Source organism: Streptomyces sp. NPDC021012 (genome assembly GCF_044333355.1).
Lineage (GTDB): Bacteria > Actinomycetota > Actinomycetes > Streptomycetales > Streptomycetaceae > Streptomyces.
In genome coordinates, this window is the sequence record NZ_JBIRQU010000003.1 from 658,702 (window position 1) to 680,043 (window position 21,342).

Genomic DNA, 21,342 nt, shown 5'->3' on the forward strand with positions numbered 1-21,342 from the left:
CGGGTTGCTGTCGCGGTGCGCCGGGCGGGGTCAGGGAGGTGTGAGGGAGTCGAGCCGGGCGGTGAGGTCGGGGTGGGCGGTGGCCAGGTGCGGGCGGGCAGCGGTCAGGGGGGCGATGAGGTCGGCGGGATCGTCGTGGGCGAGGGCCGCGTGGAGCTCGCTGATCGGGCGGCGGGCGGCGGGGGGAAGGTCGGTGAGAGCGGTGATCTGGCCGGCGAGGCGGCGCAGGTCGGCCGCGTTGCGGCGGGCCCAGGCGGCGGTGCTGCGGTCGGCGGCCCGGGCCTGACGGGTGGCCTGGACGCGCTGCTCGCCGGTGGTCCCGGCCGGGCCGGGACGGCCGCGCAGGTAGCGGCGTTCGGCGGCCTGGCGGCTGGCGACGCCGAGGGGGTGGGCGAGGTCGGCCCAGCTGGCGCCCGCGTCGCGGGCCGTTTCGATCAGGCCGGTCTCCCACCCGGCGAGCTGCTCGCGCACCTGCCGCAGCAGCGACAAGGAGGCCAGGGCCTGTTCCGGACCCGGGGCAGGGGCGTTCAGGGTCTTGTGCCGGGCTTCGCGCAGGGCGGCGTCTATGGCGTCGAGGGCGGCCGCGGCGGCCAGGTACGACACCGGGCCGTGGACGTCGGCGCGGGACGGGGACGGCTGGTCGGCCGGGGTCACGGGCGCCTCCCTCGGGTTGTCATCGAGCTGACGACATCATGTTTGTCATCCATTGGATGACATGTTACAACGGTGTCAGTGAGGCGCATTGGCAGCAACTGCCTGAACCTGCTGGAGGTGTTTTCACGATGTTGATGCGCACTGACCCCTTCCGTGAGCTGGACCGGCTGACGCAGCAGCTGATGGGCCCGGGGACCTGGTCGAGGCCGTCGGCGATGCCGATGGACGCCTACCGCGAGGGTGACGAGTACGTGGTGGCCTTCGACCTTCCCGGCGTCTCCGCGGACGCGATCGACATCGACGTCGAGCGGAACATGCTGACCGTCAAGGCCGAGCGCCGGCCGGTGGCGAAGTCCGACGACGTGCAGATGGAGCTGTCCGAGCGGCCGCTGGGCGTCTTCTCCCGTCAGATCGTGCTCGCCGACACCCTCGACACCGAGCACATCCAGGCCGACTACGACGCGGGCGTGCTCACCCTGCGGATCCCGATCGCCGAGCGCGCCAAGCCCCGCAAGATCTCCGTCGGCGTCGGATCCGGCCGCAAGGAGATCTCCGGCTGACACCGGCCGGACCGGTGCGGAGGACGGGCACCTGATCTCCCCCTCATCCCGCCCTCCGCACCCCCATGGGCAGTCCGAAGAACAAGGGGTGATGGCCGAGATGACACTGCGACGCGAAGTATTCCTCGACCACGTCAAGGAACGCGGCGAGTACGGCACCGTGGAGGAAGCCGAGCGCGCGGCCCGTGTGGTGCTCGCCCTGCTCGGCGCGCACCTGGTCGGCGGAGTCCGCGCCCGGCTCGCGGCACGCCTGCCGGAGGACTTCGCCCTGATCCTCCTCAACCCGCTCCAGAGCGCCGAACCGCTGTCGCCGGAGCGGTTCGTGCGGGCGACCGCAGCCTGGATCGAGGGAGCCACCGAGCAGACCGCGACCTGGGACGTCAGCGCCGTGCTGTCCACGGTCGCCGACACCGCCGGCGACGCCCTCCTCAAGGAGGTCCTGCTCCAGCTCCCCGCCGGCTACGACCTCCTCTTCGGGCGCCCCCAGCCCACCTGACCACCGACCCGGTGCCGCACACCGGCACCACCCGACCCCGGCTCCACGAAAGGCATGCACCGCAGTGATCACCGACGTGCGCGCACCGCTTGAGCACCAGCAGCCGTACGGGACGGCGTATGAGCAGATGCTGGAGAAGGTCCGCTACGAAGGCGCCTACCCCACCCGCGAGAAAGCCGACGAAGCCGTCCGCCTGGTCCTTTCGGGCCTGGGACGCGCGCTGACCGGCGACGAACGCGTCGACCTGGCCGCCCGGCTGCCCCTGGAGGCCGCCCGCGTCCTGACCGCGCAGATCCCCGACGCGCAGCCGCTGACCGGCTGGGCCTTCGTCAAGGACCTCGCCGCCCGCACCGGCGCCTCCCTCGCCACCACCCGCTGGGACACCGGCTCCGTCTTCTCCGCCGTCGCGGCCTGCGCCGGCCCCGACCTGATCACCCGCATCCTGCACCAGCTCCCCACCGGCTACGCCCTGCTGTTCGGCCGCGCCGAACTCGCCCCCGCCGCGTAAAAGAGCACCCGGGGCGGCCACAGGGCCCCGCCCAGACCCCCTCCGGCCGTCACCCCTGCCTGTCCGTCAGGGGTGGCGGTCTGCCAATCCGGCGGAAAGCAACGCGCCATGCCCGTGGAGCCTGTCGGCGAGGGTCGGATCCTGGCCCTGAACGTGCCGGCTGATCTTGAGGTGGCCTCCCGCGCCGCCGCGGTGCCGCATGTGCGGCACCTGATCCGCGCCTACCGGCTCCGGACCGCGCCCCTCCAGACGGCCGCCCCTGGTGCTGTCGGTACCTGAACCGAGGGAGATCCGTCGCCCTGACGGCCAGCAACCGCTTCCCGTGCGAAGACCGGTACACCTCCGTTGCCGGCCGTCACGTCTACAGCGGACCGGACGGAACCTTCGCGCACCGTGGCCGACCCGCCACCCTCACCGCGCGCTTCCTTCGCCTTGCCACGGAGGCCTCCAGCGCGGCCACCAGGTCCACCACCGGTACCGCCGGAGCCTCCTCACCCCCGGATGCGACAGGCTCACGGTGCTCCGCCTTCGCGCTGATCACTTCGAGCAGCGCCTCGGTGCGACCCCTGGATGCTCAGCCGGCGGACATGTCCCGCACGGCTGCTTGAAGGCGGTACCGGAGGGCAGGCGCAGAGGTACCAGGCCGCCGGGACCGGCCGCGTGGCCGACCGCATCTCGGGAGACGTGTCGTGACCACCGTGCGCGAGATCGTGACGCCGGACGCCACCTGCATCGAGTTCGCCGACACGTTGCCGGTCCGCTTGCCCGAACGGCCGCCGGAGGAGCGGCCGGTGTTGCGCGAGGACATCTGATCGTGAGGAGACGGTGATGCCTTCGGTTCCCGACAGGACGGCTGAGCGCCGGCTGGTGCTGGTGCGGCACGCGAAGGCCGTATCGAAGGACCGGCCGATCGAGGACTTCGATCGGCCGCTGAGCAGACGCGGACGGGCCGACGCGCCCAGGACGGGGCGCTGGCTCGTCACCGCCGGCCTCAGGTGCGACCTGGCGCTGGTCTCTCCGGCCCTCAGAACGCGGCAGACCTGGCAGCTCGCCGTCACCGCGCAGACGGACCCGCCGCCCGCCGTGTACGACCGGCGGATCTACAACGCGGCCCCGAGCGTGCTGGTCGCCGTCCTGGCGGAACGGGGAAGCGGCCTCGGCTGCCTGATGCTGGTCGGCCACAACCCGGGCATCCACGAGCTGGCCGTCGGCCTGTCCGGGGGCGGTTCCCCGGACCTGCTGAGGCGGCTGAGGGAGGGTTTCGCCACCTCCGGCGTGGCGGTGATCGACCTGCCCGGCGACTGGTCGCGGTCGGACCCGGGCAGCGGGACCCTCGCGGCCCTCTGGTCGCCGGACGACTGACGCGTACGGATGGGGGGCGGCGACGCGTTGATTCCGATGGCCCACGAGGTCCCGGTACAGAGCGAGTGCCGACGTGTCGGCGAGTACGGCCCCCGGCGCGCGCACGGTTTCCCCGGCCGCGGCCCTGACCCCGACCGCCGTGCCCCCGCGCACGGCGACGGGGAACCGGGAAGCCGTGGTTCTGGACGAGCATGGAGACGAGCCGGCCGAAGCCCGGAGCGGACCGGGGGAAGGGCGCGAGCAGGGCCTGTACGAGGTACGGCCCCACCCGGGCCCACGCCCCGTACAAGTGCTCCCAGGCGTCGGCGTCGGCAGCGGTGAAGCGGGCCAGGCCGGCGCAGGTGTCCCGCACCCGGCGCCCCAGCACCGCGCACCGCCCGTCCAGCAGGGGGTGGGCCAGCGCGGTGGGGGCGCGGCTCCACCGCAGGCCCTCCGTGGCCAGGTCGGGGCCCGCGAGGACCGGGCGATGCGGCGGCGAGCGGATGAAAGGCGCTGAAGACGTCCGAGACGTGGTCCGGGTGCACACCGCGGTCACTGCGCACGGCACCTCCGGGCTCCTCCTGTGCCTCCAGGACCTCCACGCTCCACCCGGTGTCGAGCAGCGGGTTCGCGGCCACCAGCCCGTTGGGGCCGGCGCCGATCACCACCGCGTCAGGCACGGAGCGCCTCGCCGGGCTGTTGCTCCACGACCCTGGCCAGACGGGCAGGCGTGCCCCGGTGCCGTAGCCGCAGGGCGGTTTCGACGACAGGACCGCGCAGGGAACCGGCCAGGCCGCGAAGGGGGTGCTCGTCACAGACGAGGAGGGTGCCGGATGAGCCGATGACGGATGGCCACGGGACTCCTCCCGCTACCGGAACGGGAACGACCGGACGGGACGCACCGCGCGAGAAGCACCCGGGTCGGGCGAGGGCGGGGCAGCCCGGCGCCCGGGGCGCGTCACACGGTCAGTGGCCGAGGGCGTTCTTGAGCTGCTGCTTGGTCATCTTGGAGCGGCCGTCGATGCCGCGCTTCTTCGCCTCCTGGTAGAGGTCGTCCTTGGTTCGTTCGGAGGAGCCGCTGCCGCGGGACCTCTCGCCGCCGCGTTGAGAGGCGGACTTGCCCTGGGTGGAGCTGCGGCTCGCTGTCTCGCTCTCCCCGGAACGGGCGCGTTCCTTGTTCACCGTTCGGGAGGCCATCTCTTTCGCGCGGCCTTCCGACATGCCGCGCTTCTCGCCCGACTCCTTGATGTGTTCGTACTGACGCTCGCGCTTGGGGCTGGAACCTCGGGGCATGACGCACACCTTTCCTCGACGTGGTGATGTCACCGTCAGAGGGCGCGTACCCCCATAACGTTGCATCTCACGCAATTCGGATTAATTGCCCTCGTTGCGAGGCCGTGGCGTGGTGTGGCGTGCCGTTCGCCGCGGCAGGACACCGGCACCGGCGGTCCGATGCCGAACGGCTTGGGCGGCTGCCCGGCTTTTTCCGCTGTCGCACGGGTGTGAGGCGCAGACGCGAGGGCAGACGAGCGGGGGAGCGCACGGGAACCGCCCCTGTGCCGCCCGTCTCCGGCCGTTCCTGTGCCCGCGGGCGACGGCCTGGCGATCGTCCCGCCCGAACCCCCTTCCGGAGCGGGGCGGTCCCCTTCCCTCCTGCCTCGCGCCACGGCCCGCCCCCGAGGGCGGTACGAAGCGAGGGTGGAGACGGGGAGGACGTACAGCACCAGATCTTTCCTGTCGGAGCAGCTGTTTTCTCTCATAACGGGTAGGCGTCCCGGCACCGAACCCCAGCGATGCCCCGCCCGGAAGGAACGACGCGTGACCCAGACCCCGACGTACCACACGACCCGCACGGTGGGGGTGGAGGAGGAGCTGCTGCTCGTCAGCGCCCGGACCGGGGAACCGCTCGCCCTGTCGTCCGCGGTCCTCGCCGCGGCAGCCGGGGACGGGGAGGGGGACGTCTTCGAGAAGGAGCTGCACCAGGAGCAGCTGGAGTTCGCCACCCGCCCCGTCGGCGACATGGGCGCGCTCCGCGAGGAGATCGTCCGGTGGCGCGGCGAGGCCGGGCGCCACGCCGGAAGCGTCGGCGCCCAGGTCGCCGCCCTGGCGACCTCCCCGCTCGCGGTCGAGCCCTCCCGGAACCTCGGGCGGCGGTACCGCTGGCTTGCCGACCAGTTCGCCCTGACCGCGCAGGAGCAGCTCACCGGCGGATGCCACGTGCACGTCTCCGTCGAGTCCGACGAGGAGGGCGTCGCGGTCCTCGACCGGATCCGTGCGTGGCTGCCGCTGCTCACCGCGATCAGCGCCAACTCGCCCTACTGGCAGGGCAAGGACACGGGGTACGCCAGCTACCGCAGCCGGGTCTGGTACCGCCTCCCCTCCGCGGGCCCCTACGAGCCGTTCGGCAGTGCGGCCGGCTACCACGCCCGGGTGCGCGACATGCTGAGCACCGGCGTCCTGCGCGACCAGGGCATGATCTACTTCGACGCCCGCCTCTCCCACACCTTCCCCACCGTCGAGATCCGCGTCGCCGACGTCTGCCTCGAAGCCGACACCACGGTGCTGGTGGCCACCCTCGCCCGCGCCCTGGTCGAGACCGCTGCACGGGCCTGGCGGTCGGGTGGACCCGTCCCCCGCGTCCCGGTCGAGACGCTGCGCCTGGCGGCCTGGCAGGCCGCCCGCTCAGGACCGGAAGGCCCGCTGCTCGACCCCCGGACACTGCGCCCCGTCCCCCCGGAGGCGGCCTTCGACGCCCTGGTCACGCACACCGAGACCGCGCTGCGGGAGACCGGCGACCTCGACCGGGCACGGGCCGCCCTCAAGGACCTCCTGGCGCGCGGGGGAGGCGCACGGCGGCAGCGCGCCCTCTTCGAGGGCGGAATGGGACTCGGCGAGGTCGTCCGAGCGTGCGCTCGGATCACCACGCAGGACGGCGGCCCGGGGAGTGGCGTCCGGTGAGCGCCACCCGGGCGCGGTGGGCCGCAACGCGAGGCCATCGCCCGGAGAAGCGGCAGTCGCTCAGGACGGGGACGCCCCGCAGGCGAAGGACACGTCCACCCCGGCCGCTTCGACTCGCCGGCGCAACCGCTCGGATGCCTGGGCGTCCTGGCCGGGTGCGGTCGCGAGCCGGTACGCGGCGCGCGGGCGGCCCGGACAGCTACGAGCGGGTCGCGCTCGGCGCGCGCCCTGCCCCGCCGGGCAGCGGCCCGGTCCGGGCGTCGACGCACCGCGACGGAGTGGCGGTCGGCCACCAGACGGGTGAGCTCGCCGGGGGCGGCGGAAACGTGGGGGGAAGACCGGGTAGGGAAGGCACGGTGTGGGCCGTACTGCTGCCCCCTTGTCGCAGAGGAGATCTCGTTGGACGCCATCGTGCTGCTCCGGGAAGACCACAAGACGGTCGAGAAGCTCTTCAAGGCGTTCGAGAAGACGGACGACGAGGACACCGCCGAGCGGCGGCGGATCGTCGACGAGGTGATCGAGGAGCTCACCGTCCACGCGTGGATCGAGGAGCAGTGCTTCTACCCGGCCGCCCGCGAGGCCGCCCCCGACACCAAGGACCACGTCCTGGAGAGCATCGAGGAGCACCACGCGGTGGTGTGGATGCTCTCCGAGCTCAAGGAGATGGACCCGGGCGACGAGCGGTTCAAGGCCAAGATGAGCGTCGTGATGGAGCAGGTGCGCCATCACGTCGAGGAGGAGGAACAGGACTGGTTCCCCGACGTGCGCAAGGCCATGGGCCGTAACCGCCTCCAGGAGCTCGGTGCCCAGCTGGAGGAGGCCAAGGGGAAGGCGCCGCGCGACCCGCTGGAGGTTCCCAGCGCGGAATCGGACTGACCGCCACCACCGCCACGTCGAGCGGCAAAGGGCGTTGTGGGCGAGGTGCGGCTGAGCGGCGACACTCTGTTCCTGTCCCCGTTCGACAAGGGGTGGAAGGCCATCGCGGCCGGTTGTACGCCGCGGCCGGACCTGCCGTTCGACTGCCGGGTCGACGGAGGCTGAGCGTGCGCGGGCTCTTCGTCACCGTCCTGGCCGTCGTCCTCGTCGGCCGGCCTGCTGCACGACGCTCGGAGTGCTGCGGCGATGGCCTCCCACGCGCAGGGCGCGCGGGGATGCCGGGGAACGACAGCCCCACGCCGGCCTTCGGAGGGGCGTTCCCGGTCGTCCCGGCATGCCGGGCGATCGCCGGCCGCCCGCGGGATGGATTCCGTACGGCGGTGCCGCGGGCCGGTGGGCAGCTCGTCGTTTCCCTCCGGCACACCGCCGCCCTCACGGCTGCCGTTGCGTCGACCGGCGGCTGCGGCCGCAGCTCCGCTCCGTACGGCGCCCGGTCTCCCGGTGCGCTGTCGGCGTTGAGCACGTGTGCCACGGCTGTCGTGGCGAGTGACCGGCGGTCGGCGGGGTATGCGCGCCCCGGGAACCCTTGGGGGCGGAGGGAGGCGAAGAGCTCGATGAGCGCCATGGGAAGCCACGGCGACGACGCGCCGGTGGGCGGGCTCGTGACACGGGCGTCGCGGCAGATCTCGGAGCCGGTCCGGGAAGAGACGCGGCCGGCCCGCGCGGAGACGACCCGGAAGGGCAGACGGTACGGGCGGGGCGGGGGTCTCCTCGGGAGTGTCGGCCTCGTCGGCTTCCTGGCCGCCCAAGCTCTGGTGACCGCCGCGATCGCGGCTCTGGCCGCACTGCCGGGGGTGGCCGGCAAGAAGCAGGTCGACCGGGCCGGCAGCCCCGATCCTGAGAAGACCATCGACAGAGTCAAGGCCGATGCCAAGGCACGGACCAAGGCACGGACCAAGGCGCAGACCAAGGCGCAGACCAGGGCGAAGGCAGCCGAAATCAAAGAGCGGGTCGCCGAGAAGGCCCCGGCCGCCGTGCGCGACAAGGCCGCCTCGGCCCCGGCCTGGCGCGGACCAGCCGCGCCCCGCTGGTGGCCGCCGCCGCAGCGCCGGCCGGCTTCCTGCTGCTGTGCCGCGACCGGAGGAACAAGTGAAGGCATCCAAGATCCTCTACAAGCCCGTCGGGCTCACCCTCGGCGCCGTCAGCGGCATGGCCGCGAGCCTGGCCTTCAGGCAGGCATGGAAGATGCTCGGCCACGAAGGCGACGCCCCCGACGCCACCGACGAGAACCGCACCTGGCAAGAGGTGCTTCTCGCCGCGGCCGTGCAAGGCGCGATCTTCGCCGTCGTCAGAGCCGCCGTCGACCGGGCAGGAGCCGCCACCACCCGCCGCCTGACCGGAACCTGGCCCGACTGAGCACCCCCGTACGGGAAGCGCCGGAACGGGCAGCGTCTGCACCTGGACCTGATCGGAGGAAGTGCGTGGCCACCCGCCCGGGTCGTACGCCCTCGCCACGGCCCGGCCTCATGCACTGCAGGAAGAGCCGGTCCGGCATGAAGCCGGAGGGTTCCTCCAGCGGTGCTCGAACCGGCTCGCATCGCTGATCCCGGCGCGTATGCGAGCGCCACGACAGCTGACGCCCCTGATCGCCGAGCGGAAGGGGCCCGGTGAGTACGGTCCGGGGGCCGAGGCGCACGAACCTCGTGTACGAAGACCACCTGCGCGTCGGGAGCGCACTCTGTCCGTCCCGTCCGCGGCGGTCGTCCGCTCGGCGTCCGGTTCAGCCGGCACCAGCTCTGCCCCGATGGGCCGGGCGCGCGGGGTTCTCAGCCCGACGTGATGGGGCCCGACTCGTGCCGTGCGGGGGCGAGTTCAAGTCGGACGGCTCCGTACCCCCGGCCGATGCCGGTGAGGCCGCTCTCGTACGTCGGCGATCCGGGTGCGTTCCCGGGGGACTCCCGATGCGCGGGCTTCATGTCGTCCGCAACGCTGCCGGCAGACCGTTCAAGCGCAGGCGGGTGGCGCCGCGGAGGTGGGGAAGGTCGTCCTCCGGCCGTGCGGACGAGGCCAGGAAGACCGCTTGCTCGGTCCAGCGCAGGCGCGTGCCGCCGTCCTCGGGGTGCAGCTCGACCGTCACCAGCGAGGCCCACCGGGTGACGTCGTCCACGCGGGAGGTGTACGTGTAGACGATCCTCGAGTCCGGGACGATGTCGAGGTACCGGGAGGCGTATTCGAGGTGTTCGGGCGCGGAGCCCGCGAGCGTGAAGACGCTTGAGGCGTTCTCGCCGCCGTTCACCGCGAAGGTGTGGTCGTAGGAGACCTGACGGCCCGGCAACGCGAACCATCGGCGCCGCACCGGGCTGTCGGTGAAAGCCTCGAAAACCGAGCCGGGGGCCGTGACCAGATGCCGTTCCACGGTGAAGGCGTCGTGCCGTACCGTCGCGGGCGCGCCACCGGCGGCCGAGTCCGGGGCCGAAGCAGGCGCAGGGGGTTCCACAGGCATGTTTCCCCACAGAAGAGAAGGCGGGCGGGGCGCAAGCCCCATGGTTACCATCCGTATGTAACGGGGACGGCGACGCTGCGATCAAGAGCCCTTCCTTACGCACTTCGAAGTCAGCTACGCACCCGGAGGGAACAGACGCATGGGATCCACGCCCGGTGCGCGAGCGGACGCCGAGGCGGTGAGCCCCGAGTGCGCCTCGACCATCGAGCTCGTGCGTGATGTGCTCGCCCGTGTCGGGGACAAGTGGACCGTCCTGGTCATCACCCGGCTTGCCGAGGGGCCTCTGCGCTTCACGGCGCTTCACCACCGGATCGCCGGGGTGTCGCAGCGCATGCTCAGCCAGACGCTGCGGCTGCTGACCCGTGACGGCCTCGTGCTGCGGACGGCCTACGCCCAGGTGCCGCCTCGGGTCGAGTACGAGCTCACGCCGCTCGGCCGGTCGCTGAGCGAAACCATCACACATGTCGTGCACTGGGTGCAGGACCACCAGAGCGAGATCGTCCGCAACCGCGACGTGTACGACCTCGGCGATTCCGCGGCACGGGGCATCGGCGACCGGGCGGGCGCCGCCCCTGCTCAGCCCACGCCGAGCCCCGACGCCCGGTAGCGGCGTCGACACCGCTCCTCCGCCCGGTCCGCGCGAGACCGGACGGCTGCCCGCCCCGGGCGGTGGCCTGCCGGCAGCTGGTGGCCGACATGCGGCAGGTGTGCCCCGCCCCCGTCGACGTGCCCGAGGGCGACGGTCCGGTCGCGCTGGTCACCGGCTCCTCCGCCGGATACGGCCTCGCTTGCCGGGCCCAGGCGCGTGGAGGCCCGGCACCGCGGTGCGCTTCGAGTTCACTCCGGCGACCGAGCCGCAGTGGGGCGAACCCGGCGTTTCCGGACCCTCCCGGTGGGCAGGCGCGGACGTATGGACCAGTCGAAGGCCCCCGTACTGGAGGCGTTGGCCGCCTATCACGCAGCCGGCCAGACGCCCTCCACCCCGCCGGGACACAAGCAGGGACGGGGGCCGATCCCCGGGTGCGCGCCGTGCTCGGCGACGCGGTCTTCCGTTCGGATGTCCTGGCCACCAGCGGCCTGGACGACCGCACCTCCTCCCAGGGGGTCGTCGAGGAGGCGCAGGCGCTCATGGCCGAGGCCGTGGGCGCCGAGCACGCCTTCTTCTCGACCTGCGGCAGCTCGCTGTCGGTGAAGTCCGCCATGCTCTCGGTCGCCGGGCCGCACGAGGAGCTGGTGGTCGGCCGGGACGCGCACAAGTCGGTGGTCTCGGGGCTGGTCCTGTCCGGCATCCGGCCGGTCTGGGTCGACCCGCAGTGGGACGCCGACCGCCACCTGGCCCACCCTCCGGTCGCCGAGGCCTTCGAGGAGGCCCTGACCGGCCATCCCGACGCACGGGGAGCGCTGGTCACGACCCCCACCCCCTACGGGACCTGCTCGGACATCGCCGCCCACGCGCTCCGACTGCGCACGGGTCGGCCCGTGGACGTGCCCTCGCCCGCCGGGCTCCGCCTGGAGCAGGCCGTCCTGCCTCGGGACGCGTTCTTCGGGCGCACCGAGCAGATCCCCTGGGAGAGGGCCCAGGGGCGCATCGCCGCCGAGATGCTCACCCCCTACCCGCCCGGCATCCCCGCCGCGCTGCCCGGGGAACGCCTCACCATGGACGTCCTGCGCCACCTCCGCACCGGCGTCGAGGCGGGCATGGTCGTACCCGATGCCGTGGACACCGGCATGACGAGCATCAGGGTCCTGTGCGACGAGGGATGAGCGGCCCGCCCCCAAGCGGGCCGCACAGGCACGGGGTGCCACTGCCACCAGGCTGTTTCCGGCGCGGCAGAGAGCGGCACCAGGGGTGCACGGCGCCCTTGGCGTGGCATGCTCAGACGTATGGAAGGCGAAGGTGCGGCCTCCGGTGCGAGCGGGGTGACCCCCGAGGTGCTGGCACTGTCCAAGGTCGTAGCCAGGCTGCGCGCCGAGGTCGTGGACCTGGAGAGCGGGGCTTCGAGGCTGGCCGTCCTCGAACGCGCCAAAGGCGTTGTCATGGCGAGCGCGGGCGTGTCCGCCGAGGCTGCCTACCAGCTGCTGATCGAGCGGGCGGAGGAGAGCCGCAGGAGCCTTCTCGAGGAATGCTGGATCACCCTGGGGCGGCTGGGGACAGGGGGCGGCGCCGCGCCCGTGGGACCGGCGGGGTCCGAGGCGGTACCGCCACGGGAGTCGGTCCAGTCCGCGTTCAGTGCCCGTCGGTACGTCGCCGGTGACGACCGGTCGGCGGCGCAACGCGCCCTGCTGGCACGGCTGGCCCAGAACCTGGCGGAGGCCCGCACCGGGGACGACGTCGCGGAACTCCTCAGGTCGGCCCTGAACGACGCGGAACGCGTGGACGCCGTGATGATCTACGCCGCCACGGCGGCCGGAAGCCTGCGGCTCATCGGCAGCGCCGGTGTCGACGGCGAGCTGGCCGAGCAGTGGAGCCATGTGCCTCCCCTGAGCGGCATCGCCGCCCACGAGGTCATCGGCACCCAGGAGGCGGTGTGGCTCGAAGACCTCGCGGAGGCCATGGAGGGGTATCAGCTGATCGGGGACCCGCCCGACCGATGGCCCTCGCGTGCCTGGCTCCCCGTGCCCGCCTCTTCGCCGATGACGGCGGTCATCGGATTCTTCCGCAGCGTGGCAGGGCCGTTCGACGCACGGACCAGGACCCTGCTGCGGAGAGCGGTCCGGCTGTGCGGTGGGCCCCTCGGCGGAGACGGCGGGCCGCGTGGAGCAGGGGCGTCCGACGAGGGTGTCGCCACCGTCCAGGCGGTCTTCGACGCCTTGGCCGGGCCGGCGGTCCTCCTCACGCCGCTGAGGTCGGACAGCGGCGAGGTGGAGGACTACAGGATCGACGCGGCTTCTGCCGAGGCCGTCGACGTGGCCGGGCGCCGCGGCAAGGAGCTCGTGGGCCGGCGGATCCTGGAGACGTACCCCACCGTGGCCGGGACCGCCCTGTGGGAGGGTTATCGGAGCACACTGGTGACGGGGACCACCTTCGTCAGCGAACCGTTCGCCTACGAGGAGGTGGACGCCGGCGTCCCCCGGCAGTCCGTGTACTCGGTCCGCTCCTCGCGACACGACGGACGGCTCGTGGTGTCCTGGGCCCGGCACGACACCAGTGAGCGCGAAGCCCGCCGACTGTCGAAGGTGCAGCGCCTGGGCAACCTCGGCTGGGCGAGCTGGAACCTGATCACGGACGTCATCACCTGGTCCGACCAGGTCTACATCATCTTCGGCCGCGATCCCGCTCGCGGCCCCATGCGCCTGGAAGAGCTGCCCGAGCACCTGGCCGCCGAGGACCTGCCCACGCTCGGCGCGGCCGTCCAGCGGCTCCTCGGTGACGGCGAACCCATCGACCAGACCTTTCGCATCACCACCCCGCACGGTCTCCGGCACCTGCGGATCGTCGCCGAGGCCGAGCGCGACGCGGACGGTGCCCCCGTCGAAGTGCACGGCGTCTTCCAGGACCTCAGCGTGCTGAAGGACGCCGAACTGGCACTGCGCGACAGCGAACGCCACAACCTCCTCCAGCGAGGCATGCTCAAGGCCGAACGCGCTCTCGGCGCCCGTCTCCAGGAGGCACTGCTCCCCGTCTCCGAGCAGTCCCTGGAGCTCGCCGGCTTGCGCGTCGACGTCGCCTACCTGCCGGCCGACCGCGGCCTCAACGTCGGCGGTGACTGGTACTCCGCCATCGAACTCCCCGACGGGTGCGCACTGTTCGTGGTGGGTGACGTCGCCGGGCACGGAATGCCGGCCGTCGGCACCATGGCCCAGCTCCGCTTCACCGCCAAGGGCATGGCCGTCACCGGCTCCCCGTTGCCCGACGTCCTCAGCAGGCTCAACGCCCTGCTCCTCCATCCGGCTTCGAACGAGCTGGGCGCCACCGCCACCATGATCATGGGGCGCTACCGGCCCTCGGACCACTGCCTGACCTGGGTCCGGGCCGGGCACCTGCCACCCCTCCTGATCCGGGACGGAAGCGCGGAGTTCCTGGCCCAACCCGACGGTTGCCTCCTCGGCGCCACGTACGACGCGCAGTACGGCCAGTCCGTGGTCACCCTCCAGCCGGGAGACCACCTTCTGCTGTACACGGACGGCCTCGTGGAGGAACCGGCCGAGGACATCGAGACCGGTCTCGACCGCCTCGCCGACAAGGCGGTCCGGCTGGTGGAGCAAGGCGGACACCACTCCCTCGCCCACAGTCTCGCCAACCTGGGGCAGGACATGCGGGACGACATCTGCGTGCTCGACATCCACCTGCCCGACGGCCGGTCGTGAGCACCTCCTGCGGCTGTGCGGGCCGGTCCTCCTCCGGAGTCAGGGCAGGGGCGTTCCGCCGGTGGCGTTGACGATCTCGCCGGTGATGTACGAGGCCTGGCCGGAGGCGAGGAAGACGTACGCCGGCGCCATCTCCGCCGGTTGGGCCGGTCGGCCCAGAGCCGACTGCTCGCCGAAGTTCGTCGGGTCGGGCATCGTCGCGGGGATCAGCGGGGTCCAGACGGGCCCCGGCGCCACGGCGTTCACCCGGATTCCACGCGTGGCCAGCATCTGGGCCAGGCTGTGCGTGAAGGAGATGATCGCGGACTTGGTCATGGCGTAGTCGAGGAGGGGCGGGCTGGGCTGGTAGCCCTGGACGGAAGCCGTGTTGATCACGGAGGAGCCGCGCGGCAGGTGGGCCAGCGCGGCCTTGGTGAGCCAGAACATCCCGTACAGGTTGGTCTTCATCACGCGGTCGAACTGCTCGGTGGTGATCGCCTCGATCCCGTCCGGCTGGGCCATCTGGTAGGCGGCGTTGTTGACGAGCAGGTCGACGCCGCCCAGCTCGCCGACCGCCTTGCCGACGAGTGCGGTGCACTCGTCCTCGTACCGGATGTCGCAGGCGACGGCGACGGCCGTGCGGCCGGCCAGGCGAATCAGGCGGGTGGTCTCCTCGGCCTCCCGCGTCTCCTCCGGAAGGTGGGCGAAGACGACGTCGGCCCCCTCCCGTGCGAAGGCCAGACAGACCGCCCGGCCGATTCCGGAGTCCCCTCCGGTGACCAGCGCCTTGCGTCCGCGCAGCATCGCGTGGCCCCGGTACGTGTCCTCGCCGTGGTCGGGGCGGGGATCCATCGCCTCGGTCGAGCCGGGATGGTCCTGGTCCTGTGGGGGAAACGGGGGGCGGGGGTGGAGCTTTGTCGGATCGACGAGGTGACTCTGCTCGGGGGAGGGCACAGCGGCCTCCTTCCGGATCGGTCGGGTCGAGTGCGGTGGCGGTGACGGTCAGGACGGCGGGTAGGGGGCGGACTTGAGACGGCGCGCCAGGTGCGCGGTGTTCGCGGCGAGCGTGGCCGTCGTGGCCGCGGTCTTCTCGGGCGTCTTGTCGAGGTCCTGGTAGTCGGTGCCCTGCATGGCTTCGCCGACCCAGTAGGTGACGGCGTTGGGGGCGAGGGAGAAACCGACGTCGCCGAGGCCCTGGAAGAGTTCGGCGCTGACGTGGTGTGCGCCGTCCTCGTTGCCGACGACGCACACGGCCGCGGCCTTGCCGTAGGTGAGCATGCGGCCCTCGTCGTCGCTCTCGCCCAGTTCGGCGTCGAGGCGTTCCAGGACGCGCTGGGCGATGCTGGAGGGGTGGCCGAGCCAGATGGGTGTGGACAGGACCAGGATGTCGCAGGCCAGGATCGTGTCGCGGATCTCCGGCCAGGCGTCCCCGTCTCCCATGTCGACCTCGACGCCCGGCTTGACGTCGTGGTCGGCGATCCGGATCACCTTTCCGGTGACGCCGTGATCAGCCAGGGCGGTCATGGTCTGTTCGGCGAGCAGCTGGGAGCTGGAGGGCTTCGGCGACGGGGAGAGCGTGCAGACCAGTGCGACTGCGCGCAGCAAGGTGGTGTCGGTCGTGGTGTCCATGTGGTCCGGCTACCCGGATCTTCCACCTGTATCCCGCTCTTCATGGAGGTACGGAGCATAAAGGAATTACGTCACGGAGCGTGCCTAACGGTCCGCGGATCCCGGTCCGGCCAGGTGGCGGTGTCCTTCGGCCTTGAGGCTGTCGGGAAGGATCCTGCTGGCCACGCTCTGAGCTCTGGTCCTCAAGGATCCGGCGACGACCTTGTCCTGGCCCGCGAAGAGCGCGTCGAGGCCCTGTTCGGCCACCTTTGCCGGATCGTCCTTGCCGCCGCTTCCGACCTCGGTGTCGCCCATGTCGGCGCGGCGGAAGAAGTCGGTGTCGGTGGGGCCGGGCATCAGGGCGGTCACCGTCAGGGGGTGTCCTTGAGCTCGTTCTGCAGCGCCTGGGAGAAGGGCTGCAGGAACGACTTCGAGGCGTTGTACACGGCCTGGAACGGGCCCGTCCCGGCGAACGCATGCGGCCGGCCCTCCATCGGCCACTGTCCCCAACGGCGCCGGAACAAGGCGCCGTTGCGCGGGATGTCGTGGAGGTGCCGGACCGGCGGGTCTCCCACGGGGCGGCACTGGTGAGAGACGGGCGCTCCGCCGGGCCCGCACAGGTCCACGCCGACACGGTGGGCCAGGCGGGCGAAGTCGGTGTCCTCGCCGCCGGTGAGGATGCGGTGCGGGTGCGGGTGCGGGTGCGGGTGCGGGGCGGTCGGGGTGCGGGTCGGCCGAAGGGGGCAGGTCGGCGAGGCGGTAGCCGTTTGTCGGCGGGGGAGGGAGGCAGGCCACTGTCCCGCACAGCAGAGCCCCGTCGCGTGCCGTCTCGGCGTACCGGGCCACGGTGCACGGGCCCGGGACGCAGTCGACACCGAGGAACACCAGGGCGTCCGCGTCGAGCGCGAGGGCGCGGCGGGACTCCCACGTTGCGGCCGACGGGAGGCGGTCGGGATCCGGCCCAGCCACCCGGCGAGGGCGGACACGCGGTCCGCGTAGCCGTCGTGGAAGAGCGGCGCCCAGTGCGGCCGGCCCTGGGCGCGGGTGTCGACGGCGGTGGTGCCACCGGTGTCGAGGGGGAGACGGATCCACGGCCCCGGCCGGTCCTGCCGTTCCTCGTCTCGGGGACGGCGGCTTCCTCGCAGGGCTCGCCCGGTTCGACTTTGCCCGCCGGGAACTGCCATGGACCAACGTTGCCCCTCAGTCACTCGCCGCCGCACGAGCAGTACTTGTCCGCGATGGGCCACGACGGCTGCGGGCAATCCGACGGTCAGGCTGAACAGGGCGTTTCAGCGACGCCTCTCGGGCACTCGTGGCAGCCGTCGTCGTTTGGGGCCAGCAGCCGTGGGCGTCGGCGGGATGCCCGTGCCTGATGGCCTTCGCGTGCCCCCGGTTGCCGTTGCGGGGGATCGCACGGGTGCGTTTCCCGCCTCATCCCTCGAAGAGCGTTTCCTCTACCGCGGCCGGTGCAGCCGCCTCCTGCTGTGCGCGCTCGAATTCGAGCTGCCATGCTCGCGCGTCGGCGTAAGCGACGTGGACCATGCTGCCCGGACACAGCACCAGTGCCCGAGGCTCGACCTTGTGGTCCTTGACCGATCCGTACCCGATCCGTTTGGTGGGCAGCAGGGCGTGCGGAACGGAGCAAGAGGGGCATGGAGCCTTCGGAAGGGTCGCCATGTCACCAGAATGGCCCCATGGGCCCCCGCGCGACAGGGAGCGCACGAGGTTCAAGCGGCGACCGGGACGGCTCCGGTCGTTGTGTTCGCGAACTTCCTCTCCGATCTGGCGGCGGATGCGGCGGCCCCGAAGGGCGGCACGGGACGAAGCGGCCCGGGCCGTTGCGGCGTGGCCGACGCACCGGACCTCGGCCGATGCAGGAGACTGCGTCCATGGCGACCTTGTCTTCTTCCCCGGATGAAGGAGCCCGCGATGCCGCCGTGCTCCCGCCTGACGAAAGCGCCCTTCTCGCCCGTATCGCCGCCATGACGGCGCCACGCCGGTGAACGGCGGTCGCGCGGCGGATGGCGGAGGTGCGGGCCGCACGGCAGTCATCGTGATCGACATGCTCAACACCTACGATCACCAGGACGCGGAGGTGCTGGTGCGGTCCGTCCGCAAAGCCCTCCCGGGCATCGGGGCGCTGCTCGAACGGGCGCGGGAGGCCGGTGCACCGGTCATCTACGTGAACGACAACTTCGGCCGCTGGCGTTCCCACCACGGCGAGATCCTCGAAGCCGCCCTGGCAGGCCGCTACTCCGACCTGGTGGAGCCGATCGCCCCGGACGAGGAGTCCCTGTTCGTCGTCAAGGCGCGGCATTCGGTGTTCTTCGAAACGCCCCTGGCCTACCTGCTGGACCAGCTGGGGGTCCAGCGCGTGGTGCTGTGCGGGCAGGTGACCGAGCAGTGCGTGCTCTACTCGGCACTGGACGCTCACATTCGCCACCTCGACGTCGTCGTCGCCCTCGACGCGGTCGCCCACATCGACGCCGGCCTCGCCGAGGCGGCCCTGCGCATGATGGAACGCAACATGTCGGCCGAGCTCCGTCCGAGCGACGAGATCACCCTCGGAGACGTCCCCTCGGAGTGACGACACCGCTGACGACGCCGTCCGGACGAGTACGAGGCCACGAGGCCGGCTGCGGCGGCCTTGAACGGACGGCCACCGCACCCGTCATGCGGTGCCGGAGCGCAGAAGCCGCAGGACGGCGCGTTCGACGCGGCCGTGGGTCGCGGGTTCGCCGGAGGCGCCGTTCTCGCCCAGCTCGCCGAGGACGGCGGCGATGGTCTCACCCTCCTCGTAGAGCTCGATGACGCGGGGATGGATGTAGGAGGCCCGGCACACCGCCGGTGTGTTCCCCAGGTACTCGCTGACCTCGCGCACGGCACGCGCCACCACCCTGCCGCGGCGGGCACGAGACGCGCCGGCGGTGCTCTCGGACACGGCGAGGGCCACCGCCGCCAGCACGGTGGCGTACCAGGTCCTGAAGTCCTTGGCCGTCACCTCCCGGCCGGACCCTTCCCGAAGGTAGGAGTTGAGGTCCTCGGCGTGGACCTCGTGCCAGGCCCTGTGCTCCCAGTAGGCGAACAGCCCCTCTCCGTCGTCCCGGCGCCTTCGCAGCGCCCGGCGCACGCCGGGTCCGCGGCGCTGCGATCGGAGCAGCGGCCGGGCTCCCGGCTCTGCCCCTCCTCCAGGGCCCGGGCGCCGGGCCCGTGCTGCGCGGCCAGGAGGTCCCCGGCGCGACCGCCGCCCTGAAGCACGACTTCGCCCTCACCGAGCACCACGCCGTCTTCGGCGAGTCCCCGACCGTCGACGACGCGTTCCTCGGCCGGGACCTCGGATCCGCTTCAACCGGTCAACCGGTCAGCCGGCGGCCGGGGCGTCGATGATGTTGCCGTCCTTGTCGAGCGTGTGGGTGTTCCAGTACACGTCCCACTTGTCGTCGACCTGCTGGGGCACCTTGCCCTCCGGGTAGCGTACGAATCCCGCGGGGGGCTCCTGCTTGTCCGGGACGCAGGCGGAGCCGGTTCCGCCCACGGACAGGACGGGGTACTCGCCGCTGCTGCAGACGTCCTCCTTGTACTCGAGGCCGGCGCATCCGGTGAGGGAAACGACCGCAGCCGCGCCCGCGAGAGCGGCGGCCACGAAACGGAACCTTCCGGGACGCGGGGCGGTGGCGGGTCGGTCCATCCTGAGGGACGTGCGCACGGTGATCTCCCATTGCTCGGTGTGCCCCCACTCTCACCGCCGGGGAGCCGCTGTGACTTGAGTACGCGTACTCAAAGGCGTCTGGGTGGACGGATGTTCGGCGGCATTCGGCCCGCGGAGCCGATGCCGACCGTCCGGGCGAAGCGGTTCGGGAGGGCGTGTTGCGGTGCCCGGGTGAGGGCGATGTGTCAGGAACGGGCTGACCTCGAACGGTCCGCGTCACTCGTCCCCCCGTCGGCGAACGGCCGGCCTTCGCCGTTCACCTGCCGGCCGCCGTACGGGGACGAGCGCGGCCGACAGGCACGCTGCGAGGGCGAGTCCCGCGGTGGCGAGGAACGCGGCGCTCGCGCCGGGGACGAACTCGCCGGGGACCGCGCCGGTCGCGTACACCGAGACGATCGCGGCGAGTCCGTCCGCTCCGCCCAGTTGCCGGGTGGCCTGGAGCAGGCCGGACGCCGACCCGGCGTGTTCGGGCTCGATGCCGCCGAGGACGAGTGAGGCCGCGGGCATGAAGGTGAGGCCGGCGGCGATGCCGTCGAGGAGCAGGGGGCCGAGGACGGCGGACGGACGCAACGAGCTCACCGAACTGTGCGACGCCGCGCCCCGGCTCCTCGCGGAGCTGCCACCCCGTGACGCGCTGCGCGCCTGGATGGGCCGCTTCATCGACTACGCCACCGCGAAGCTCGGCATGGCGGACGTCCTGCGCTCCCTCGTCGAAGCGGGCGTGAACCCGTACGAGGCGCGGGCGCGACGCGGTGGCCAGGTCTGTCTGGGTCACAGGGTTTTGACGAGGCCGCCGTCGATGACGAAGTCGGCGCCGGTGATGTTGCCGGCACGCTCGCCCGCCAGGAACAGGACGAGGTCGGCCACTTCTTCGGGCCGGGTGAAGCGGCCGGTGGTGGAGTCGGCGGCGGCCCGCTCGGCCACTTCGTCGGCAGCCAGGCCCGACGCCTGGGCGACCGTGGCCGCGACGCCCGTCGAGCCGAGCCACAACGGGGTGGCGACCGGGCCGGGGCTGACGGTGTTGACGCGGATGCCGTACGGCCCGACCTCCATGGACAGGGCCTTGCAGAAGTTCGCGAGCGCCGCCTTGGCCGCGCCGTAGTCGATCACCAGCGGGTCGGGCAGGACGGCGTTGACGGAGCATACGGTGACGATGCTTCCGGCGCCGTCTGCCATGAGCAACGGCAGGGCTGCTCGCGTGGTACGCACGGCGGTCAGGAAATTGAGGGTGAACGCCGACGTCCAGTCCTCGTCGGTCACCTCCAGGAACCCGCCGGTTCGCGGCCGGACTCCCCCGACGTTGTTGACCAGCACGTCCACACCGCCGAACGCGGCCGTGGCGGCGTCGACCAGCTCCGGAGGACCGGCCGGGTGAGCCAGGTCGACCTCCACCGCGACGACCTGGCCGTCGGCGGCGAGCTCCCCGAGTTCGGCGGTGACCGACCTGGATCCGGCCACCACGCGCGCTCCCGAGTCGGCCAGGGCACGGGTGACCGCCAGACCGATCCCCCGGCCGGCACCGGTGACGATCGCGGTCTTGCCGGCGAGTCCGAGTTCCATGGCGATCCTTTCGAGTCCGCCCTCCGCCACAGGTTCTGCCTGCGCGACCAGGTCAGGGCGGCGTCCGCGCCCTCGCGCCAGCCGCTGCCGATCGTGAGCGGGCGTCCCCGCTCGGGGAAGTCCGTGACGTCGGTGACGGCATCGGAGCGGCGGTACCGCCCGAGGAGCTTCTGGGCCGTCATGCCGCCGAAGGAACGGCCGATCGCGATCGGGAGCGTGTCCAGGCCGCGGATGGTCGCGGTGTGGTGCTTGACGACATCGTCGGTCCCGGTGGAGCCGTCG

Annotated in this window: 23 protein-coding genes and 4 pseudogenes; 14 read left to right on the forward strand and 13 right to left on the reverse strand. The window is 72.3% G+C overall.

Features of this window, described 5'->3' with window-relative positions:
* Window positions 1–30: 30 nt before the first annotated feature.
* Window positions 31–654, reverse strand: a complete 624-nt coding sequence (locus tag ACH4TP_RS12830) for a type III effector protein (RefSeq protein ID WP_398437517.1) — start codon at window positions 652–654, stop codon at window positions 31–33.
* A 128-nt stretch (window positions 655–782) separates the two neighbouring features.
* Here ACH4TP_RS12830 and ACH4TP_RS12835 point away from each other — a divergent pair, with 128 nt between their 5' ends.
* The 5 genes from ACH4TP_RS12835 to ACH4TP_RS12855 all read left to right on the forward strand — a co-directional run bounded on the left by ACH4TP_RS12835 (window position 783) and on the right by ACH4TP_RS12855 (window position 3,580).
* On the forward strand, window positions 783–1,214 hold the full coding sequence (locus ACH4TP_RS12835) for an Hsp20/alpha crystallin family protein (protein ID WP_389225409.1): 432 nt from the start codon (window positions 783–785) through the stop codon (window positions 1,212–1,214).
* A 100-nt stretch (window positions 1,215–1,314) separates the two neighbouring features.
* The gene (locus ACH4TP_RS12840; protein ID WP_389225406.1) at window positions 1,315–1,710 is read left to right on the forward strand and encodes a DUF2267 domain-containing protein; all 396 of its coding nucleotides are present in this window, start codon (window positions 1,315–1,317) and stop codon (window positions 1,708–1,710) included.
* A gap of 64 nt (window positions 1,711–1,774) precedes the next feature.
* Entirely contained in the window at window positions 1,775–2,218 is a 444-nt protein-coding gene (locus ACH4TP_RS12845; protein WP_398187631.1) for a DUF2267 domain-containing protein, read from the forward strand.
* A 689-nt stretch (window positions 2,219–2,907) separates the two neighbouring features.
* Window positions 2,908–3,030: a hypothetical protein gene (locus ACH4TP_RS12850; RefSeq protein ID WP_398437520.1), complete on the forward strand. Its 123-nt coding sequence runs from the start codon at window positions 2,908–2,910 to the stop codon at window positions 3,028–3,030.
* A 16-nt stretch (window positions 3,031–3,046) separates the two neighbouring features.
* Window positions 3,047–3,580 carry a SixA phosphatase family protein gene (locus tag ACH4TP_RS12855; protein ID WP_398187637.1) on the forward strand — a complete coding sequence of 178 codons (534 nt, stop codon included), beginning with the start codon at window positions 3,047–3,049 and terminating at the stop codon, window positions 3,578–3,580.
* A 39-nt stretch (window positions 3,581–3,619) separates the two neighbouring features.
* Here the strand turns inward: ACH4TP_RS12855 and ACH4TP_RS12860 are convergent.
* Both ACH4TP_RS12860 and ACH4TP_RS12865 read right to left on the reverse strand, forming a co-directional pair.
* Window positions 3,620–4,239 (reverse strand): annotated as a pseudogene (locus ACH4TP_RS12860) (phytoene desaturase family protein); the annotation flags it as partial.
* A 286-nt stretch (window positions 4,240–4,525) separates the two neighbouring features.
* Window positions 4,526–4,852, reverse strand: coding sequence for a plasmid stabilization protein (locus ACH4TP_RS12865; RefSeq protein ID WP_398437522.1), 327 nt, complete (start codon window positions 4,850–4,852; stop codon window positions 4,526–4,528).
* 525 nt (window positions 4,853–5,377) lie between these two features.
* On the opposite strand from ACH4TP_RS12865, the gene ACH4TP_RS12870 reads away from it, so the two are divergent.
* The 4 genes and pseudogenes from ACH4TP_RS12870 to ACH4TP_RS12885 all read left to right on the forward strand — a co-directional run bounded on the left by ACH4TP_RS12870 (window position 5,378) and on the right by ACH4TP_RS12885 (window position 8,809).
* The gene (locus ACH4TP_RS12870) at window positions 5,378–6,517 is read left to right on the forward strand and encodes a glutamate--cysteine ligase (RefSeq protein ID WP_398187643.1); all 1,140 of its coding nucleotides are present in this window, start codon (window positions 5,378–5,380) and stop codon (window positions 6,515–6,517) included.
* Window positions 6,518–6,916: 399 nt separating this feature from the next.
* Complete coding sequence (locus ACH4TP_RS12875; protein ID WP_398437524.1) at window positions 6,917–7,393, forward strand: hemerythrin domain-containing protein; 477 nt, start codon at window positions 6,917–6,919, stop codon at window positions 7,391–7,393.
* 614 nt (window positions 7,394–8,007) lie between these two features.
* Window positions 8,008–8,343, forward strand: a pseudogene (locus ACH4TP_RS12880) (phage holin family protein); the annotation flags it as partial.
* Window positions 8,344–8,542: 199 nt separating this feature from the next.
* Window positions 8,543–8,809, forward strand: a complete 267-nt coding sequence (locus tag ACH4TP_RS12885; RefSeq protein WP_389225379.1) for a DUF4235 domain-containing protein — start codon at window positions 8,543–8,545, stop codon at window positions 8,807–8,809.
* Window positions 8,810–9,365: 556 nt separating this feature from the next.
* On the opposite strand, the gene ACH4TP_RS12890 is transcribed toward ACH4TP_RS12885, so the two are convergent.
* Window positions 9,366–9,890, reverse strand: coding sequence for an SRPBCC domain-containing protein (locus ACH4TP_RS12890; protein WP_398437527.1), 525 nt, complete (start codon window positions 9,888–9,890; stop codon window positions 9,366–9,368).
* Window positions 9,891–10,035: 145 nt separating this feature from the next.
* Here ACH4TP_RS12890 and ACH4TP_RS12895 point away from each other — a divergent pair, with 145 nt between their 5' ends.
* The 3 genes and pseudogenes from ACH4TP_RS12895 (at window position 10,036) to ACH4TP_RS12905 (ending at window position 14,204) form a co-directional block, all read left to right on the forward strand.
* Window positions 10,036–10,503 carry a winged helix-turn-helix transcriptional regulator gene (locus tag ACH4TP_RS12895; protein WP_398437529.1) on the forward strand — a complete coding sequence of 156 codons (468 nt, stop codon included), beginning with the start codon at window positions 10,036–10,038 and terminating at the stop codon, window positions 10,501–10,503.
* A gap of 303 nt (window positions 10,504–10,806) precedes the next feature.
* Window positions 10,807–11,660 (forward strand): annotated as a pseudogene (locus tag ACH4TP_RS12900) (amino acid decarboxylase).
* Between the two features lie 120 nt (window positions 11,661–11,780).
* Window positions 11,781–14,204: a SpoIIE family protein phosphatase gene (locus ACH4TP_RS12905; protein ID WP_398437531.1), complete on the forward strand. Its 2,424-nt coding sequence runs from the start codon at window positions 11,781–11,783 to the stop codon at window positions 14,202–14,204.
* A 39-nt stretch (window positions 14,205–14,243) separates the two neighbouring features.
* Here ACH4TP_RS12905 and ACH4TP_RS12910 read toward each other — a convergent pair whose 3' ends face one another.
* From ACH4TP_RS12910 to ACH4TP_RS12930, 5 genes are all read right to left on the reverse strand, one after another.
* The gene (locus tag ACH4TP_RS12910; protein WP_398437533.1) at window positions 14,244–15,137 is read right to left on the reverse strand and encodes an SDR family oxidoreductase; all 894 of its coding nucleotides are present in this window, start codon (window positions 15,135–15,137) and stop codon (window positions 14,244–14,246) included.
* Window positions 15,138–15,185: 48 nt separating this feature from the next.
* Window positions 15,186–15,812, reverse strand: a complete 627-nt coding sequence (locus tag ACH4TP_RS12915; RefSeq protein ID WP_398437535.1) for a flavodoxin family protein — start codon at window positions 15,810–15,812, stop codon at window positions 15,186–15,188.
* Between the two features lie 84 nt (window positions 15,813–15,896).
* Window positions 15,897–16,160 (reverse strand): hypothetical protein, encoded by a 264-nt coding sequence (locus tag ACH4TP_RS12920; protein WP_398437537.1) that lies wholly within the window; start codon window positions 16,158–16,160, stop codon window positions 15,897–15,899.
* 2 nt (window positions 16,161–16,162) lie between these two features.
* A complete protein-coding gene (locus tag ACH4TP_RS12925) occupies window positions 16,163–16,366 on the reverse strand; it encodes a hypothetical protein (RefSeq protein WP_398437539.1) in 204 nt (67 codons plus the stop codon).
* 856 nt (window positions 16,367–17,222) lie between these two features.
* Window positions 17,223–17,468: a hypothetical protein gene (locus ACH4TP_RS12930; protein ID WP_389225352.1), complete on the reverse strand. Its 246-nt coding sequence runs from the start codon at window positions 17,466–17,468 to the stop codon at window positions 17,223–17,225.
* A 322-nt stretch (window positions 17,469–17,790) separates the two neighbouring features.
* On the opposite strand from ACH4TP_RS12930, the gene ACH4TP_RS12935 reads away from it, so the two are divergent.
* A complete protein-coding gene (locus ACH4TP_RS12935) occupies window positions 17,791–18,378 on the forward strand; it encodes an isochorismatase family cysteine hydrolase (protein WP_389225349.1) in 588 nt (195 codons plus the stop codon).
* A gap of 84 nt (window positions 18,379–18,462) precedes the next feature.
* Here ACH4TP_RS12935 and ACH4TP_RS12940 read toward each other — a convergent pair.
* Window positions 18,463–18,912: pseudogene (locus ACH4TP_RS12940) on the reverse strand (DNA topoisomerase IB); the annotation flags it as partial.
* A gap of 89 nt (window positions 18,913–19,001) precedes the next feature.
* On the opposite strand from ACH4TP_RS12940, the gene ACH4TP_RS12945 reads away from it, so the two are divergent.
* Window positions 19,002–19,178 carry a hypothetical protein gene (locus ACH4TP_RS12945; RefSeq protein ID WP_398437542.1) on the forward strand — a complete coding sequence of 59 codons (177 nt, stop codon included), beginning with the start codon at window positions 19,002–19,004 and terminating at the stop codon, window positions 19,176–19,178.
* Here ACH4TP_RS12945 and ACH4TP_RS12950 read toward each other — a convergent pair.
* The 3 genes from ACH4TP_RS12950 to ACH4TP_RS12960 all read right to left on the reverse strand — a co-directional run bounded on the left by ACH4TP_RS12950 (window position 19,153) and on the right by ACH4TP_RS12960 (window position 21,060).
* Window positions 19,153–19,479, reverse strand: a complete 327-nt coding sequence (locus ACH4TP_RS12950; protein ID WP_398437849.1) for an SCO0607 family lipoprotein — start codon at window positions 19,477–19,479, stop codon at window positions 19,153–19,155. The two genes, ACH4TP_RS12945 and ACH4TP_RS12950, sit on opposite strands and share 26 nt — an antisense overlap.
* Window positions 19,480–19,716: 237 nt before the next feature.
* Window positions 19,717–20,079, reverse strand: a complete 363-nt coding sequence (locus tag ACH4TP_RS12955; protein WP_398437544.1) for a hypothetical protein — start codon at window positions 20,077–20,079, stop codon at window positions 19,717–19,719.
* Between the two features lie 192 nt (window positions 20,080–20,271).
* Window positions 20,272–21,060: an SDR family NAD(P)-dependent oxidoreductase gene (locus tag ACH4TP_RS12960; RefSeq protein ID WP_398437546.1), complete on the reverse strand. Its 789-nt coding sequence runs from the start codon at window positions 21,058–21,060 to the stop codon at window positions 20,272–20,274.
* Window positions 21,061–21,342 lie beyond the last annotated feature (282 nt).

Excerpts from the sequence above, each read along its gene's own strand:
- ACH4TP_RS12835 (WP_389225409.1), top strand. The coding sequence starts at position 783 with ATGTTGATGCGCACTGACCCCTTCCGTGAGCTGGACCGGCTGACGCAG.
- ACH4TP_RS12840 (WP_389225406.1), top strand. The coding sequence starts at position 1,315 with ATGACACTGCGACGCGAAGTATTCCTCGACCACGTCAAGGAACGCGGC.
- ACH4TP_RS12855 (WP_398187637.1), top strand. The coding sequence starts at position 3,047 with ATGCCTTCGGTTCCCGACAGGACGGCTGAGCGCCGGCTGGTGCTGGTG.
- ACH4TP_RS12865 (WP_398437522.1), bottom strand. The coding sequence starts at position 4,852 with ATGCCCCGAGGTTCCAGCCCCAAGCGCGAGCGTCAGTACGAACACATC.
- ACH4TP_RS12895 (WP_398437529.1), top strand. The coding sequence starts at position 10,036 with ATGGGATCCACGCCCGGTGCGCGAGCGGACGCCGAGGCGGTGAGCCCC.
- ACH4TP_RS12905 (WP_398437531.1), top strand. The coding sequence starts at position 11,781 with ATGGAAGGCGAAGGTGCGGCCTCCGGTGCGAGCGGGGTGACCCCCGAG.
- ACH4TP_RS12915 (WP_398437535.1), bottom strand. The coding sequence starts at position 15,812 with ATGGACACCACGACCGACACCACCTTGCTGCGCGCAGTCGCACTGGTC.
- ACH4TP_RS12930 (WP_389225352.1), bottom strand. The coding sequence starts at position 17,468 with ATGGCGACCCTTCCGAAGGCTCCATGCCCCTCTTGCTCCGTTCCGCAC.
- ACH4TP_RS12950 (WP_398437849.1), bottom strand. The coding sequence starts at position 19,479 with ATGGACCGACCCGCCACCGCCCCGCGTCCCGGAAGGTTCCGTTTCGTG.
- ACH4TP_RS12960 (WP_398437546.1), bottom strand. The coding sequence starts at position 21,060 with ATGGAACTCGGACTCGCCGGCAAGACCGCGATCGTCACCGGTGCCGGC.